The sequence below is a fragment of the Collimonas sp. OK242 genome, assembly GCF_900107095.1.
Taxonomy (GTDB): Bacteria; Pseudomonadota; Gammaproteobacteria; order Burkholderiales; family Burkholderiaceae_D; genus Collimonas.
The window spans coordinates 57412-72620 of record NZ_FNOR01000022.1; the positions used below are offsets into that span (position 1 = coordinate 57412).

The 15209-nt window shown below is 57.6% G+C and carries 11 protein-coding genes and 2 tRNA genes; 10 read left to right on the forward strand and 3 right to left on the reverse strand.

What is annotated here, in order from left to right; genetic code table 11:
- From tilS to yjfF, 9 genes are all read left to right on the forward strand, one after another.
- Window positions 1-1446: a tRNA lysidine(34) synthetase TilS gene (gene tilS, locus BLV81_RS20815; protein WP_092359820.1), complete on the forward strand. Its 1446-nt coding sequence runs from the start codon at window positions 1-3 to the stop codon at window positions 1444-1446.
- A 124-nt stretch (window positions 1447-1570) separates the two neighbouring features.
- Window positions 1571-2821: an aspartate kinase gene (locus tag BLV81_RS20820; protein WP_092359822.1), complete on the forward strand. Its 1251-nt coding sequence runs from the start codon at window positions 1571-1573 to the stop codon at window positions 2819-2821.
- Between the two features lie 115 nt (window positions 2822-2936).
- A tRNA-Ser gene (locus BLV81_RS20825) sits at window positions 2937-3030 on the forward strand.
- 204 nt (window positions 3031-3234) lie between these two features.
- Window positions 3235-5841 (forward strand): bifunctional lysylphosphatidylglycerol flippase/synthetase MprF, encoded by a 2607-nt coding sequence (mprF, locus tag BLV81_RS20830; protein ID WP_218134299.1) that lies wholly within the window; start codon window positions 3235-3237, stop codon window positions 5839-5841.
- Entirely contained in the window at window positions 5838-7250 is a 1413-nt protein-coding gene (locus BLV81_RS20835) for an AcvB/VirJ family lysyl-phosphatidylglycerol hydrolase (RefSeq protein WP_092359823.1), read from the forward strand. The genes mprF and BLV81_RS20835 overlap by 4 nt, the downstream gene beginning before the upstream one ends.
- A 372-nt stretch (window positions 7251-7622) precedes the next feature.
- Complete coding sequence (locus BLV81_RS20840; protein WP_092359826.1) at window positions 7623-8591, forward strand: ABC transporter substrate-binding protein; 969 nt, start codon at window positions 7623-7625, stop codon at window positions 8589-8591.
- Window positions 8592-8701: 110 nt separating this feature from the next.
- Complete coding sequence (locus BLV81_RS20845) at window positions 8702-10258, forward strand: sugar ABC transporter ATP-binding protein (RefSeq protein WP_092359828.1); 1557 nt, start codon at window positions 8702-8704, stop codon at window positions 10256-10258.
- A gap of 62 nt (window positions 10259-10320) precedes the next feature.
- Complete coding sequence (locus BLV81_RS20850; RefSeq protein ID WP_092359842.1) at window positions 10321-11412, forward strand: ABC transporter permease; 1092 nt, start codon at window positions 10321-10323, stop codon at window positions 11410-11412.
- Window positions 11413-11420: 8 nt separating this feature from the next.
- A complete protein-coding gene (gene yjfF / locus BLV81_RS20855; RefSeq protein ID WP_092359830.1) occupies window positions 11421-12419 on the forward strand; it encodes a galactofuranose ABC transporter, permease protein YjfF in 999 nt (332 codons plus the stop codon).
- A 288-nt stretch (window positions 12420-12707) separates the two neighbouring features.
- Here yjfF and BLV81_RS20860 read toward each other — a convergent pair.
- The 3 genes from BLV81_RS20860 to BLV81_RS20870 form a co-directional block, all read right to left on the reverse strand.
- A tRNA-Leu gene (locus BLV81_RS20860) sits at window positions 12708-12794 on the reverse strand.
- Window positions 12795-12978: 184 nt separating this feature from the next.
- On the reverse strand, window positions 12979-13521 hold the full coding sequence (locus BLV81_RS20865) for a cysteine hydrolase family protein (RefSeq protein ID WP_092359832.1): 543 nt from the start codon (window positions 13519-13521) through the stop codon (window positions 12979-12981).
- 106 nt (window positions 13522-13627) lie between these two features.
- On the reverse strand, window positions 13628-13978 hold the full coding sequence (locus BLV81_RS20870) for a DUF805 domain-containing protein (RefSeq protein ID WP_092359834.1): 351 nt from the start codon (window positions 13976-13978) through the stop codon (window positions 13628-13630).
- Window positions 13979-14630: 652 nt separating this feature from the next.
- Here BLV81_RS20870 and BLV81_RS20875 point away from each other — a divergent pair.
- On the forward strand, window positions 14631-15209 hold a 579-nt coding region (locus BLV81_RS20875; protein ID WP_255365400.1), incomplete at its 3' end, for a S8 family serine peptidase.

Genomic DNA, 15209 nt, shown 5'->3' on the forward strand with positions numbered 1-15209 from the left:
GTGTCGAATTCATCTACCACTAGTATCTACGCGTACTTAGAAGCTACTCTGGCGGCCATCGCAAAAGCCGCGCGAACGTTTCCTGCCACTGCTCAGGAGCGGCCCGCGCGGCTGGCGGTCGCCTATAGCGGCGGGCTGGATTCCAGCGTCCTGCTGCATGCGGCTGCACACTACGCCGGCACGCGTGGCATCAAGCTGTTCGCCTTCCACATCCATCACGGCATCAGCCCCAACGCCGATCAATGGCAAATTCATTGCGCAGAGACTTGCGCAAAGCTGAATGTTGAATTCGATACGCGGGGCATCGAATTGCACGGCAGCGCCAAGAGCGGCGTGGAAGAAGCGGCCCGCATCAGCCGCTACGCAGCGCTGGGCGATTTGTGCCGCCAGCATCAGATTCCCCTGTTGTTGACCGCGCATCACCTGGATGACCAGGCCGAGACCGTGTTGCTGCAATTATTGCGCGGCTCCGGCGCGGCCGGCTTGTCGGGCATGGACCGCTGGAACACGGCGCCGACTTTGCTGGGCGATGTTAAAGGCGACGCCGAGTTGCTGATGGCGCGGCCGCTGCTGAAAGTGTCGCGTGCAGCATTGGAACAATATGCAGCGGCACAACAGCTGACGTATATCGAAGACGAATCGAATCACGACCCACGCTACGCCCGCAACGCCTTGCGCCAGCAAGTCATGCCGGTGCTGGCCCGATATTTCCCTGGATTCCAGGAACGTTTCTCGCGCAGTTCCGGGCATATGCAGACCACGCAACGATTGCTGGTCGACCTGGCGGCGCAAGACATGGTTGCCTGTGCGGACGGCGCATGCCTTGATTTGGAGCAGGTGCGAAAGCTGAGCGGCGAGCGGATCGATAATCTGCTGCGCTACTGGTTCGGCTTGCACCATTTACGCATGCCATCCAGCGCCTGGCTGAGTGAAATGCGGCAGCAATTGCTGGAAGCTAAAGCCGATGCGCAATTGTGCGTGACGCATCCGGATTGCCATATCCGCCGTCACAGGAACCGCGTGTTCCTGACGCCGCGTGACGCTATCGATCGCTCGCAGATCGCGCCGCAAGCGTTTCGCTGGAACGGCGAGGCGGAAATGCATTTTCCTGAATTCGGCGGTGTGCTGCACTTTGACCAGGCAGAGCAGGGCATTGGCGCCGACTGGCTGCGCGCACAAGTCTTGCAGATTCAATACCGGTGCGGCGGCGAGCGCCTCAAGCTGGCGTTTAACCGGCCCACAAAAAGCATCAAATATCACTATCAGGCTTGCGACGTGCCACCCTGGGAGCGTGAACGCCTGCCCTTGGTGAGCAGCGGCAAGCAGATCCTGTTTGCGGCCGGTATCGGCATGGATTGCCTGCAATTGTCGAGCGGGCCGGGGCCACACATCAGCCTGCGCTGGCAGGCTGATGAAATTGCGTTTAAGCAAGTTATTTTGTCCTGAACAGCATCGCCGACCGTACTTTCTCTCCGGTAAGCCTCTTGTCATCATCGGCTGTTGCGAGTAGAGTAAAGGGTTGATTTATTTTTTGCACCACACCCGCTTCTAGCACCCACCTACATTCCCTATGGCTTTAATTGTCCACAAATACGGCGGCACTTCGATGGGCTCGCCCGAGCGCATCAAGAATGTCGCCCTGCGCGTCGCCAAATGGCATGACGCCGGCCACCAGATCGTCGTGGTGCCCTCCGCGATGTCCGGTGAAACCAACCGTCTTCTGGGCCTGGCAAAAGAAATTACCGCCCAGCCCGATCCGCGCGAACTCGATATGCTGGCCGCTACCGGCGAGCAGGCATCGGTCGCCTTGCTAGCCATGGCCTTGCATGCGATAGGCAAGGACGCGGTATCCTACGCGGGCTGGCAAGTCGCCATTGAAACCGACTCGGCCCACACCAAGGCCCGGATTCGTTCGATTGACGATACCAAGGTACGGCAAGACCTGGATGCCGGCAAAGTGGTGATCATCACCGGCTTCCAGGGTGTCGACGACCAGGGCAATATCACGACCCTGGGCCGCGGCGGTTCCGATACGTCGGCAGTCGCCGTGGCCGCTGCGCTGAAGGCCGCGGAGTGCATGATCTATACCGACGTCGACGGTGTCTACACTACCGATCCGCGTGTGGTGTCGGATGCGCGCCGCCTGAAGACCGTCACCTTTGAAGAAATGCTGGAGATGGCATCGCTGGGCTCTAAAGTGCTGCAGATTCGCTCGGTCGAATTTGCCGGCAACTACAAAATGCCAACCCGCGTGCTGTCTTCGCTGACTGACCCCTTAATGCCGTTGGAAGAAGAAGCAATTTCCGGCACCCTGATTTCGTTTGAGGAAGACACCAAGATGGAACAAGCCACCATTACCGGCATCGCGTTCAATCGCGACGAGACCAAGATTACCGTGCTCGGCGTGCCTGACCGTCCCGGCATCGCCTACCAGATTCTCGGCGCAGTCGCCGAGGCCAATATCGAAGTCGACATGATTATCCAGAATCAGTCGGTCGACGGCAAGACCGATTTCACCTTTACCGTGCCGCGCGGCGAGTACACCAAGGCGATGGATGTCTTGAACGAGAAGGTCAAAGCGCATATCGGCGCTGCCAGCATCACTGGCGACGCCAAGGTGTCCAAGGTGTCGGTAGTGGGCGTAGGCATGCGCAGCCATGTCGGCATCGCTTCGCAAATGTTCCGTACCCTGGCGGAAGAGGGTATCAATATCCAGATGATTTCGACCTCTGAAATCAAGATTTCGGTGCTGATCGACGAGAAGTACATGGAACTGGCAGTGCGTGCCTTGCACAAGGCTTTTGGACTGGAAAGTGCTTAATCGAAAATTTTTTCGAAAAAAGCTGTTAATCTCGCATAGCGTTATTGACCAAAACCGCATGAAAAGTTATTATTCGTGTCCTTAACGCGGCGTTGTAAAAAAGCCGTTTAAGTTTGGAGGCGTGGCCGAGTGGTCGAAGGCACTTCCCTGCTAAGGAAGCATATGGGCTTAAACCTGTATCGTGGGTTCGACTCCCACCGCCTCCTCCAAGAACATGTTCTGCAATGTTTGAGAACGTACAAAAAACCGCGTCTAGCCTTGTGCTGGTGCGGTTTTTTTTGTTTTTGCGGCACTTTTCTTTGTCAGTTTATTACTTGCTGTAGCGAACCTTGCTCCGTAAACCGGCTCTTACCAGTTGTTAAAGCAGTCAACGGTTGACCTGATCGAGGTTCGGCCGGATAGATAAAGGTTCCATGGTACGTCATCCATCCTCATCACAAACAGATATGCCGACGCCTGGCGTCACTGCTGCCGTCCAGAAGACGGGCGTAAGCTGGCGCTTTTGGCTGACGATGCTAGTGGTGCTGATCCTGGGCGCCATGGTGTTCAAGTCTCTGCATACCTTGCTCGCCGCCGTGCACTATCGCAGCATCGTGCATGCGGTCAAACATACGCCGCTGAGCAATCTTTTACTGGCGGGGCTGGCGACGGCAGTCAGTTATCTGTCGCTGGCCGGCTACGATGTGTCCAGCTTGCGTTACGTCGGCGCCAAGGTCAAAGGGACCACCATCGGTTTGACCTCATTCATTGCCTACGCGCTCGGCAATACAGTCGGACTCGGGGTACTGACCGGCGGTACGATACGCATGCGCCTGTACACCGCCAGCGGCGTCGAAGCATCTCAGGTGGCGCAGGCCATCGCCTTCAACGCCGGCGCGTTCGGCCTCGGCATGACTACCTTTGGCGCCATCGGCTTGCTGTGGGGCGCACCGCAGGTTCAGGCGCTGGCGCATATTCCGAGCTGGCTGCTACGCGCGATCGCCAGCCTGGTGCTGCTGGGCGTCGCCGCTTTTATCCTCCTGTGCCGCGTGCGCCGCGATCTGCTGCTGTTCGGGCGCTGGAATTTGCGCTTGCCGGAAGCCGGCCTGGCCCTGCGCCAATTGTTGATCTCTGCCGTGGATTTGAGCGCGGCGGCGGCAACCTTGTGGTTCTTGCTGCCCAGCGGCGTGATCGATTTGCCGACCTTCGTCGCGTTCTATGCGATAGCGATGGCGCTGGGCGTGATCAGCCATGTGCCGGGCGGCGTCGGCGTATTCGAGGCAGTGATCTTGCTGGCTTGCGCCAATCACGCGCCAACCAGCGACATCGCGGCTGCCTTGCTGCTGTACCGGGCCGTTTATTTTCTGCTGCCGCTGTTGCTGGCAACGATTTTGCTCGCTGCATTTGAAATGCGTTCCGGCGTCGGCGCGCCGGTGGCGCGCGCGGCCGTGAAATTATCGCCGTGGCTGCTCACGGCGTTGACGCTGGTGACGGGCACCATGCTGCTGATATCCGGCGTTACGCCCGCCACCCGCCATGCCGAAGAACTGCTGAGGCTGCATGTGCCGCTGTTTGTGGTGGAAGCATCGCACCTGATCGGCAGTGTGGCCGGTTTGGCGATGCTGTTCCTGGCGCGCGGCCTGCTGCATCGGCTCGATGCGGCCTGGTGGGCGTCGCTGGTGCTGACTGTGATCGCCGCGGTTCTGGCGCTGCCTAAGGGTATCGCCATTTCCGAATTCATCGTGCTGTTCGTGCTGGCCTCGCTGCTGGTGATTTCGCGCAAACAATTCGACCGGCGCTCATCTTTGTTTTCACAAACCTTCGAGCCCGGCTGGCTGATTGCGGTTGCCTGCGTGCTCGCGGCTTGCGGCTGGATACTGTTGTTCGCCTATCGCGATATCGATTTTGCCGACCGCATGTGGTGGCAGTTTGCATTCGACGATTATGCGCCGCGCTCGATGCGAACGCTGATGGTGGCGGCCGTCATGGCCCTGGGCCTGGGTCTGTGGCAGTTGTTCCGGCGCTCCACCGGCATCGCCGAACGTCCGGGCGAAGCAGAATTGCAGCGCGCCGCCGAGATCGTGCGCAAGCAGCCGGCTGCAGACGCTTGCCTGGCCTTGATGGGCGATAAAAGCTTGCTGTTCTCTACTTCCGGCAACAGTTTCATCATGTTTGCCAAACATAATCGTTCCTGGGTCGCGTTATCCGATCCGGTCGGCGACCAGAAAGAGTGGTCGGAGCTGATCTGGCGTTTCATCGAACTGGCTGATAGCCACGGCGGCCGTGCCGCTTTCTATAAAGTGCGGCCGCAATCGTTGCCCTTGTATCTGGATGCCGGTTTGCGGGTTTATAAATTGGGTGAAGAAGCTTACGTGCCGCTCGATCAATTCAGCCTGCAAGGCCCGCGCCGCGCCAATCTCAGGCATGGCGTCAATCGGGCCGAGCGCGAGGGCTTGCGTTTCGAGATGCTGCCGGTTGAACAGTTGCCGCCGTTGCTGGACCAGCTCAAAGTGGTTTCCGATGCGTGGCTGGCCGATCAGGACACGCGTGAAAAGAGTTTTTCGCTGGGTGGTTTCGATGAGGCTTATGTCCTGCGCCAGCCGGTTGCGGTGATTCGCCGCGAGGGGAAAATCATCGCCTTTGCCAGCTTAATGTGTCCTGACGCATTGCGGATCGAAGCCGCCATCGACTTGATGCGGCAATTGCCGGATGCGCCGCCAGGCACCATGGATTTCCTGTTCTCCCAATTGATGCTGCATTTCAAGGAGCGGGGTTTTCAGCATTTTGGCCTTGGCATGGCGCCGATGTCGGGCATGAAAGACCATCAGCTGGCGCCGCGTTGGCAACGCTTTGGCCGCATGTTGTTCATGCATGGGGGGCGCTTCTATAACTTCCGCGGCCTGCGCAATTTCAAAGACAAGTTCGATCCGGTGTGGGAGGCGCGCTACCTGGTAACCAAGGGCGGCTTGGGACCGTTGTTCGCCTTCACCGATACCGCCGCGCTGATCAGCGGCGGCCTCAAGGGAGCTATCAGTAAATGAAGCAGAAAATCCTATGCCTGGCGCTGTGCGCAATGGCCCTCATCGGCAATGCTGCAGGCGCCGACGATGCTCCGCACAGTTTAAGCCACGGCCGCTTCAAGAATATTGAAGTCTACCGGCCGCCGGCAGCTGTCAATGGCGTCGTCTTGCTGCTGTCCGGCGATGCCGGCTGGGACAAGAGCGCCGCCGACAGGGCGCGAGCGCTGGCGCAGCAAGGCGCTTTGGTGGCAGGCATCAGCACGCCGCAACTATTTGCCAGCCTGAATGCCGATGGCGGCGACTGCGCATTTCCTGACGGCGATCTGGAAAACCTGAGCCGCTTCGTGCAGGCGTATGAAAAGGTGGCGGGATATTATCCGCCGCTTTTGGTGGGCGAGGGTTCGGGCGCGAGCTTTGCCTACGCCATGTTGGCTCAGGCGCCCGCAAATACTTTCAGCGGCGCCATATCGCTGGGATTCTGCCCCGCGTTGAGTTTGCGCAAACCGCTCTGCAAGGGTGATAACGTGCATTTCAAACCACGCGCGAAAGGCATGGGCGCGGATCTGTTGCCGGTTTCCAGATTGCCCGCAGCCTGGCGCATCTTGCTCGATGAAAAAGCGACCGGGGCAGGGCGTTGCGAAGCTAGCGTTACGCGCAGCTTTGCCGCCAGTGTCGCCGGCGCTGAGCTGACCGTGGTGCCGGGCACGGACCACGGTGGTTTGGCGCAGCTGAAAGCGGCGTATGCAAGCCTGAATGCGAAACAAGCTGCAGTAGTGCAAGCGCCGCCTGCGGCGGTGTCCGATTTGCCTGTGGTCGAGGTTGCCGCAGTGAGCCAAGCCCAAGCCGAAGGTGGCCGTGATGCCGGTACCATGGTCATCTTGATCAGCGGCGATGGCGGCTGGGCCGGGATTGACCGTGACGTCGCGACCGCACTTTCCAAGCGCGGCGTGCCGGTAGTCGGCATCGATTCGCTGCGCTATTTCTGGAGCGTGCGCAGCCCGGCATCGACGGCAAAAGATGTGGAACGCCTGATGCAGTTTTATATGGCGCGCTGGAAGAAAGACAAAGTCGTATTGATCGGTTATTCGCAAGGAGCCGATGTCTTGCCGTTCGTCGCTAGCCGCTTGTCGGGCAAGGCGCTGGCGTCAGTGCCGCTGATAGCCATGATGGGCTTGGGTAAAAAAGCAGATTTCCAGTTCCATCTTACCAATTGGGTCAGCTCCGTCAATGACGGCCTGCCGATTCCGCCCGAAGTCGCAAAACTGCCTGTGGGTCTGGCGATGTGCATATACGGCAGCGAAGAAACCGATTCCGCCTGCCCGAGCCTGGATGCCAGCCGCGTCAAATTGCTGAAGCTGAGCGGCGGTCATCATTTCGATGGCAATTATGAGCGCCTGGCCGGCCTGATCCTGGACGCGGCGCGTAAATAGACACGAGCAGGCATGCGTGATCAAGCGCAGTCCTGGGCCTCTTTGCAATATCCGTCTGGTGAATATCTGGTATCACAACAATCAAGCAGACTGATATGCTGCAGTGCGATATAGTGTCTCTGTCTCCTCCAACACCTCTCAAGGTTTGGATTCAGCCCGCAACGGAAGTTGGCGGGCTTTTTTTTTGTCCAAAATGCGTAGTATCCATCTGTATCCGCCGCCAAGCGCATGCCTCGGAATTGCCGTACAGATACTCAAACACATATCTGTAGCATCAAAAAATTCATTGGAAAATGGCTGGATTAGCTCCTAGTATGGGTCGCGTCCTTCAAAGATTTTATCTATCCAAAAACATAATAACGGAGACCAACAATGAAAATGACACGCAGAACGATACTGAGCACAGCCCTTTACCTGGGTCTGGGATTGGGGGTTGCAGGCAGCGCATTTGCGGAAAAACCGCTGGTGCTTGGTTTTTCCCAGGTCGGCGCTGAAAGTGAATGGCGCACCGCAAATACGGCATCGATCAAGGATGCGGCCAAGCAGGCCGGCGTCACGCTCAAGTTCGCCGATGCGCAGCAAAAGCAGGAAAACCAGGTCAAGGCGATTCGTTCCTTCATCGCGCAAAAAGTGGATGTCATTGCATTTTCTCCGGTGGTTGAATCGGGCTGGGACACTGTCCTGCGCGAAGCAAAAGCCGCCAAGATTCCGGTTATCCTCACTGATCGTGCGGTCGACGCCAGCGACAAGTCTCTGTATGTGACTTTTATCGGATCGGATTTCGTTGAAGAAGGCCGCCGCGCCGGACGCTGGTTGCTGGAACGGGCCAAGACCATGCCGGCCGGCGATATCAATATCGTTGAATTGCAGGGGACGGTCGGTTCTGCCCCGGCAATCGACCGCAAGGCAGGCTTCGCAGAGATCATCGCCAGCAATCCTCACCTGAAGATTATCCGCTCGCAAACCGGTGATTTCACACGCGCCAAGGGTAAGGAAGTGATGGAAGCCTTCCTCAAAACCGACGGCAAGAAAATCAATGTTTTATATGCGCATAATGACGACATGGCGATCGGTGCAATCCAGGCCATAGAAGAAGCAGGTCTGAAACCTGGCGCCGACATCCTGGTCATCTCGATCGACGGCGTCAAAGGCGCGTTTGAGGCAATGATGGCCGGCAAGCTCAACGTGACGATCGAATGCAGCCCGTTGTTGGGGCCGCAGTTGATGAAGGTGGCTAAGCAAGTGATCGGCGGCGAGACCGTCCCTAAGCGTATTACGACGCAGGAAAGCGTATTCCCGGCGGAAGTGGCCGCGAAGGAATTCCCGAACCGGAAGTACTAAGTTCTGTTACAGGCGGCGGGCAGCTTGCCCGTTCGCCGCATTGGCGTGAATCTGTGCAGGTACATGACAGGCTTCAAGACTTCGGGTGAGAAATTCGGGATCGCAAACGGATGAATAAAACGGTAACAGGCGCTTCTGTTCATGCAGCAAACGGCGGGGTTGCGCCGACGCTGGAATTAAACGGCATCCACAAAGCATTTGGCGGCGTGAAAGCGCTTAGCGATGTCGCTTTGCGTCTGTACCCCGGGGAAGTGCATACCCTGATGGGGCAAAACGGCGCAGGGAAATCCACTCTCATCAAGGTATTGACCGGCGTTTATGCGCCCGACAGCGGCGAGATCCGCCTGGACGGCAATGCGATACAGCCGTCTTCCACCCATGAGGCGCAGAACCTCGGCATCAGCACGGTGTATCAGGAAGTCAACCTGTGCCCGAATTTATCGGTGGCCGAGAATATTTTTATCGGCCGCTATCCTGGAAAATACGCTGGCATAGACTGGAAAGCGATGCAGCGGCAGGCGCAACGCTTGCTGGGCGATCTGCAAGTCCATATCGATGTCACGGCTGCCCTCGCCAGGTATCCACTGGCGATCCAGCAGATGGTGGCAATTTCACGCGCGCTGAGTGTCTCTGCCAAAGTTCTGATTCTCGACGAGCCTACCTCCAGTCTGGATGAAGCTGAAGTGCGCTTGTTGTTTGCCGTTTTGCGCAAGCTGCGAGGACAGGGCATGGCGATCCTGTTCGTGACGCATTTCCTGGAGCAGACCTACGAAATTTCAGACCGTATCACGGTATTGCGCAACGGCGTGCTGGAAGGCGAGTACCTGGCCAAGGCCTTGAGCCGCTTCGATCTGGTGAATAAAATGGTTGGCTTGCAAGCGCCGCCGGCTACGGCGACAACCGGCACAGATAAAGAGCCGCGTGCAACAGGCAGCGGCGCAACTGTGCTGCAAGCGCGTGGACTGGGACGTAAAGGAACACTTGCACCGCTGGACCTGGATTTTCAGGCGGGGGAGGTATTCGGGCTATGTGGTTTGCTCGGCTCCGGCAGAACCGAGACCGCGCGGCTGTTGTTCGGCGCGGATAAAGCCGATAGCGGCAGCATATCCGTGAAAGGCAAAGCCGTCAGATTCAACTCGCCGCGTGACGCCATCGCAGCTGGTATCGGTTTTTGCTCCGAAGATAGAAAAGCGGAAGGTGCGATACTTGCGCTGTCGGTGCGGGAAAACATTATCCTGGCGCTGCAGGCGCGCGCCGGTTTGCTGCGCGTAATTCCGCGCAAGCGCCAACAAGCGATCGCCAACGATTACGTCAAATGGCTAGGCATCAAGACGCCGGATATCGAGACCCCGATCAGCTCCCTGTCCGGCGGCAACCAGCAGAAGGCCTTGCTGGCGCGCTGGCTTGCCACCGATCCGGCCATGTTGATATTAGATGAGCCGACGCGCGGCATCGATGTCCGCGCCAAGCAAGAGATCATGGACCATGTGATCGCCTTGTGCCGCAAGGGCATGGCGATTCTGTTCATCTCATCCGAAATCCCCGAGGTGCTACGCTGCAGCGACCGCATGCTGGTATTGCGCGATCGCCAGGCTTGCGGCGAATACCAGCGTGGCGAACTAGATGACGAATCGGTGCTGCAGGTGATCGCAGGAGAATGCGTATGAGTATTCCATTGAGTCCTGATCCGATGCATCCCGATCCGATATCCGGCGCCAGCTTGCAGAGCATGCAAAACGAGGCCGGCTCAGGCTCGCCATCGCATTTGCGCTTGTTGCTGCGTAACCCGCTGCTACGGCCGTTGGCGGCGTTGGCGCTGCTGCTGACATTCGATTTTTTCCTGATCCCAGGATTTTTCCAGCTTGAATGGAAAGACGGCCATCTGTATGGCAGCCTGATCGACATCGTCAACCGCGCCGCGCCTTTGATACTGGCAGCGCTCGGCATGACCCTGGTGATTGCGACACGCGGCATCGACATTTCGGTAGGTGCAGTAGTGGCCATCTCCGGCACGGTGGCGGCACTGCTGATAGGCGGCACGGTGGAAATGCATAGCGGCGTACCGGAATATGCCAGCCGCATACCCATGGTGTGGGCGCTTGCCGCCGCCATGGGCGCCGCCATCCTGTGCGGCGTATGGAACGGCTTTCTGGTCGCCACGCTCGGTTTGCAGCCGATCATAGCGACCCTGATCCTGATGGTGGGCGGGCGTGGACTGGCGCAATTATTGACCGACGGCCAGATCATCACGGTCTACTACAAACCGTTTTTCTATATCGGCAGCGGCTATCTGTTCGGCTTGCCGTTTTCTCTGTTTATCGCCATTGGGGTATTTCTTGTGGTCGCACTGCTGATGCGCAAAACCGCGCTGGGCCTGTTCATCCAGTCGGCCGGCATCAATCCGGTGGCAGCGCGGCTGGCCGGCATCAGGACTGCGGCCTTGATCTTTTTTGTCTACATGTTTTGCAGCGCCTGCGCCGGCGTCGCCGGACTGATGATCAGTTCCAATATCAAGAGTGCAGACGCCAACAACGCCGGCCTGCTGCTGGAATTGGACGCCATCCTGGCGGTAACCCTGGGCGGCACCTCTCTGGCCGGCGGAAAATTCAGCCTGGTCGGCAGCGTTATCGGCGCTTTGATTATCCAGGCGCTGACCTATACGATTTATTCGATGGGCGTGCCGCCGGAGGTGAATATGGTGGTGAAGTCGGTGGTGGTGTTTGCGGTGTGTCTGTCGCAATCGCCGGAGTTTCGCGGTTTGGGGGCGGAACTGTTTGGCGGCGCTGCGCGGTCGCATTCTGTTAGCGGTAAAAAACGATGAAATCTATGATGAGATTCTTGCGCAATCCGCTGTCGTCGCCTTATTTCACCTCGCTGGCAACCGTCGCCTTGCTGGTCGTGATGTTCGCCTTGGGATCGTTCGCCTATAACGGATTTTTCTCCTTGCAAGTGGTGTTGAATCTCCTGATTGACAACGCCTTCCTGCTGGTGATCGCGATTGGCATGACCTTCGTCATTTTATCCGGCGGCATCGATCTGTCGGTCGGTTCGGTGCTGGCCTTGACCACCATGATCTCTGCCTATCTGCTGCAGTCGTGGCATTGGCCGCCGCTGCTGGTGATCGGCTGCGTCCTCCTGATCGGCAGCGCGTTCGGGGCGCTGATGGGCGCCTTGATTCATTTTTTTAAACTGCAGGCATTCATCGTGACGCTGGCCGGCATGTTCCTGGCGCGCGGCTTGTGCTACCTGATCAGCATCAATTCAATTACGATCGACCAGCCCTTATATGTGACCCTGTCGCAAGCCCGCATAGAATTCTTTGGCGCCTTCGTTTCGCCTAGCGTAGTGATTGCCGTGCTGATGCTCGCGGTGGCAATCTACATCGCCCATTACACTCGCTTCGGACGCGCGGTATATGCCATCGGCGGCAACGAGCAGTCAGCGCTGCTGATGGGATTGGCGGTAGGGCGCACCAAGGTGATGGTCTACGCCTTCAGCGGATTTTGCGCAGCTCTGGCCGGCGTCTTGTTCTCGTTCTACATGTTGTCCGGTTACGGCTTGCATGCGCAGGGCATGGAGCTGGATGCGATTGCCGCCGTGGTGATCGGCGGCACTTTGCTCACCGGCGGTTACGGCTATGTCGCCGGCACGCTGACCGGCGTACTCATCCTCGGCCTGATCCAGACCTTGATTGCATTCGACGGCACCTTGAGTTCGTGGTGGACCAAGATTGTGATCGGCGTGCTGCTGTTTGTTTTTTGCATGGCGCAGCGTTTGCTGTCTTTGGGGGCGGTCAGTGGGGCGTCGCCTGCAACGGCAGCTGGGTAACCCCCATTCAGATTTAATAGTTAAAGCCGGTCTTCGCTTGGGGGCTCTCTCTTCTTGAGCAGGGGATGAACGGATTAGTTAAGGTAATCGCTATGTAACGCCAGTTGCGAGAATGCTTGCTATCTGTTGCCATCGCTGCCGAATCAAGCCATCCCCCTGCTTGAGGCGATGCTCAGATAGCCGGCATCTGTCCGCCGTCGAACCGAGACCTGTCAACAACAAAAAACCCGCTATGTCCGGAAACATGCGGGTTTTTGGATTTTTATGAAGCGAGTTGAAACATATTTATGGTGCCCGAGGCCGGAATCGAACCGGCACACCGTTTCCGGCGAGAGATTTTAAGTCTCTTGTGTCTACCGATTTCACCACTCGGGCAATTCTGCCGTTTCGAAGAAGCGCGCAAAACATGTATCGACAGCGACTGCCTGTGATACTGGACAGGGCCGCATTCTAACAGGTTCTCATTCCCAAGGCCATCCTCTCGTTGACGCTGGTCCGCTCGCGGCCTATGTTGCGGTCGCAAGCCGAATCGACTAATGGCGTTGTTAAATTTCAAAGATTAAGTGGTCTGGTTTGTGAAATGCAATTCTGCGGTGGCGACCGCCTTGATTTCGGGGCCGAAACTGCCGATGTCAGGCAGCGTCGCATTTTCGTGCGCGCGTATCTGCAGCCCCGTCGCATGCGGCTTGTCGTGGGTGGTGTGGGCATCGGCCACCAGGGTCACCGGATAACCTAAGGCGGCGGCACGGCGGGTGGTGGTGTCGACGCAGAATTCCGAAGCGTAGCCGCAGATCACGACTTGTTCGATCTGCCATGAGGCCAGCAATGCTTCGAGTTCGGTGCGGAGGAAGGAGTCCGGCGTGGTCTTGCGCAGTTTTACGTCGCCTTCCTTTACCTGCAATCCAGGCTGGAGTTGCCAGCCTGCAGAGTTGTATGCGATATCGCTGGCTTCATGCTGGATAAACACGACTGGAACCTCCGCAGCGCGGGCCCTGGCCGTCAAGGTGTTGATGCGCTCTATGACTGCTTCGGCTTCGAACGGGCGCGGCGTTTCATCAAATAAGCCATGTTGGACATCGATGACTAGGAGAGCGGATTTCATGGGTTCCTGTTGGGGGGAGGGCGAAAATGGGATGGGAATTTCGACGAAATTCCCATCGCTGCCACACTGCCTCGACGCTTGGAGGAGGCAGTTGCCGGCGTCGGTTTCAGGTTTCAGGGAGGTTTGGAACAACCGGTGCCGCACCGAAATTGTTTGGCTCTTTTGCTTCCTGAATCAGGAAATATATGACGACAATCCAGCCGATGATCGGAAGCAATGCGATCAGCTGCCACCAGCCGCTGCGATTCGTGTCATGCAGGCGCCGTGCTGCAACCGCAATGGATGGCAGCAATGTGGCAACTGAAACAAGCAGGCTGAGCTTGTCGCTGACCGCGCTGGCGGCGAACGAGACCAGCACGGTAAAAAGCACGAACCACCAATATTCAGAACGGGAAGCTCTGCCGTTAAAATCGGCGTACTTGGAAAGGCAGATTTTAATCGATTCCGTAAACGTCATGTTTATCCTCTGGGATTGTTCAGGCACATGCTGCCTGCTTGAGGCGCTGTATGTGTCTGTGGATTTAGGTAAGGTTACTGGAAAGTAATAATAGCAAAAGCCGCCGCAATTACGGCATTAATGTTGGCTTACCGTAAATTTGCCTGAATCATCCGCGGCCAGGAAGGTGTTGCAGATCTGTGCCAGCCGGAAAAATCCCCCTCTCCGATCTTCTCTCATGTGCGCCTTTAACGACAATATGTTGCCACATTCAAAATGTATGTATAAAGAAACAGTTTCTATAAATAAATAAAAATGCAGAAATATTGCAACAAACGCGAGCATAATAAATTACTACTAGGAAATTGATAGAGATTGTTACTAATGATGCTCGACTGAGTATGTGAATGCAGCAAGCCGATATGCCGATCTTCGATCGGATTGAAGTTAGTGCACATATGGGGGAGGCGTTATGGGGAAAACACCATCTTGTCGGAGATCCTTATCGATTATCTCCGTTGCTGTATTGGCAATAATTTCAGGTTGCGGAGGCGGTGGCGGTGGTAGCAGCAATCCAAATTCCCCGGCAACGCCGGTCCCGACCACTCCACCGGTTGCAAGCCCGCCACCAGCTGATGGCAGCGGCAGTGCGGCAACAGCGCCGCCACCGAGCATGTTGAACGTGCAGGACCCCAGCAATACCAGGGCTGCCCACAGCCAGGGCCTGACCGGAGCCGGGATCACGGTCGGCATAGTCGATACCGATTTCGATGTAAGCGATCCCCAGCTGGCCGGACGCATCAGCAAGACGGTCTACAGCGTCGGCGGCGCCAACGGCAATATGCACGGCACGGAAGTGGCGGAGGTCTTGGCGGGAAATACTTTAGGCGTCGCCCCCGGCGCCTTCTTGCAAGCCGCCGCCGCCGGCACTACCGGCAACGGTCTGCTGCTCAATAACCAGATGTACCAGGATCTGTTTGCCAAGGGGGTGCGGATCTTCAACCAATCCAACGGCGTCAGTTCCACCGGCGCGTCGGTCGGCCTGGCGCTGTCGCTGCATGCCTTGTACCAGCCGTATGTGGCCCAGCAGAGTTTGTTCATCTGGTCTACCGGCAATGACGGCGCCGCGCAGCCGACTCTGAATGCCAGCCTGCCGAGCTTGTTCTCCGACCTGCAAAGCGGCTGGCTGGCGGTGACGGCGGTCAATGCCGTCGGCGGCAGCAACGGCTATGCCGTCAGCGACACGGTGCCG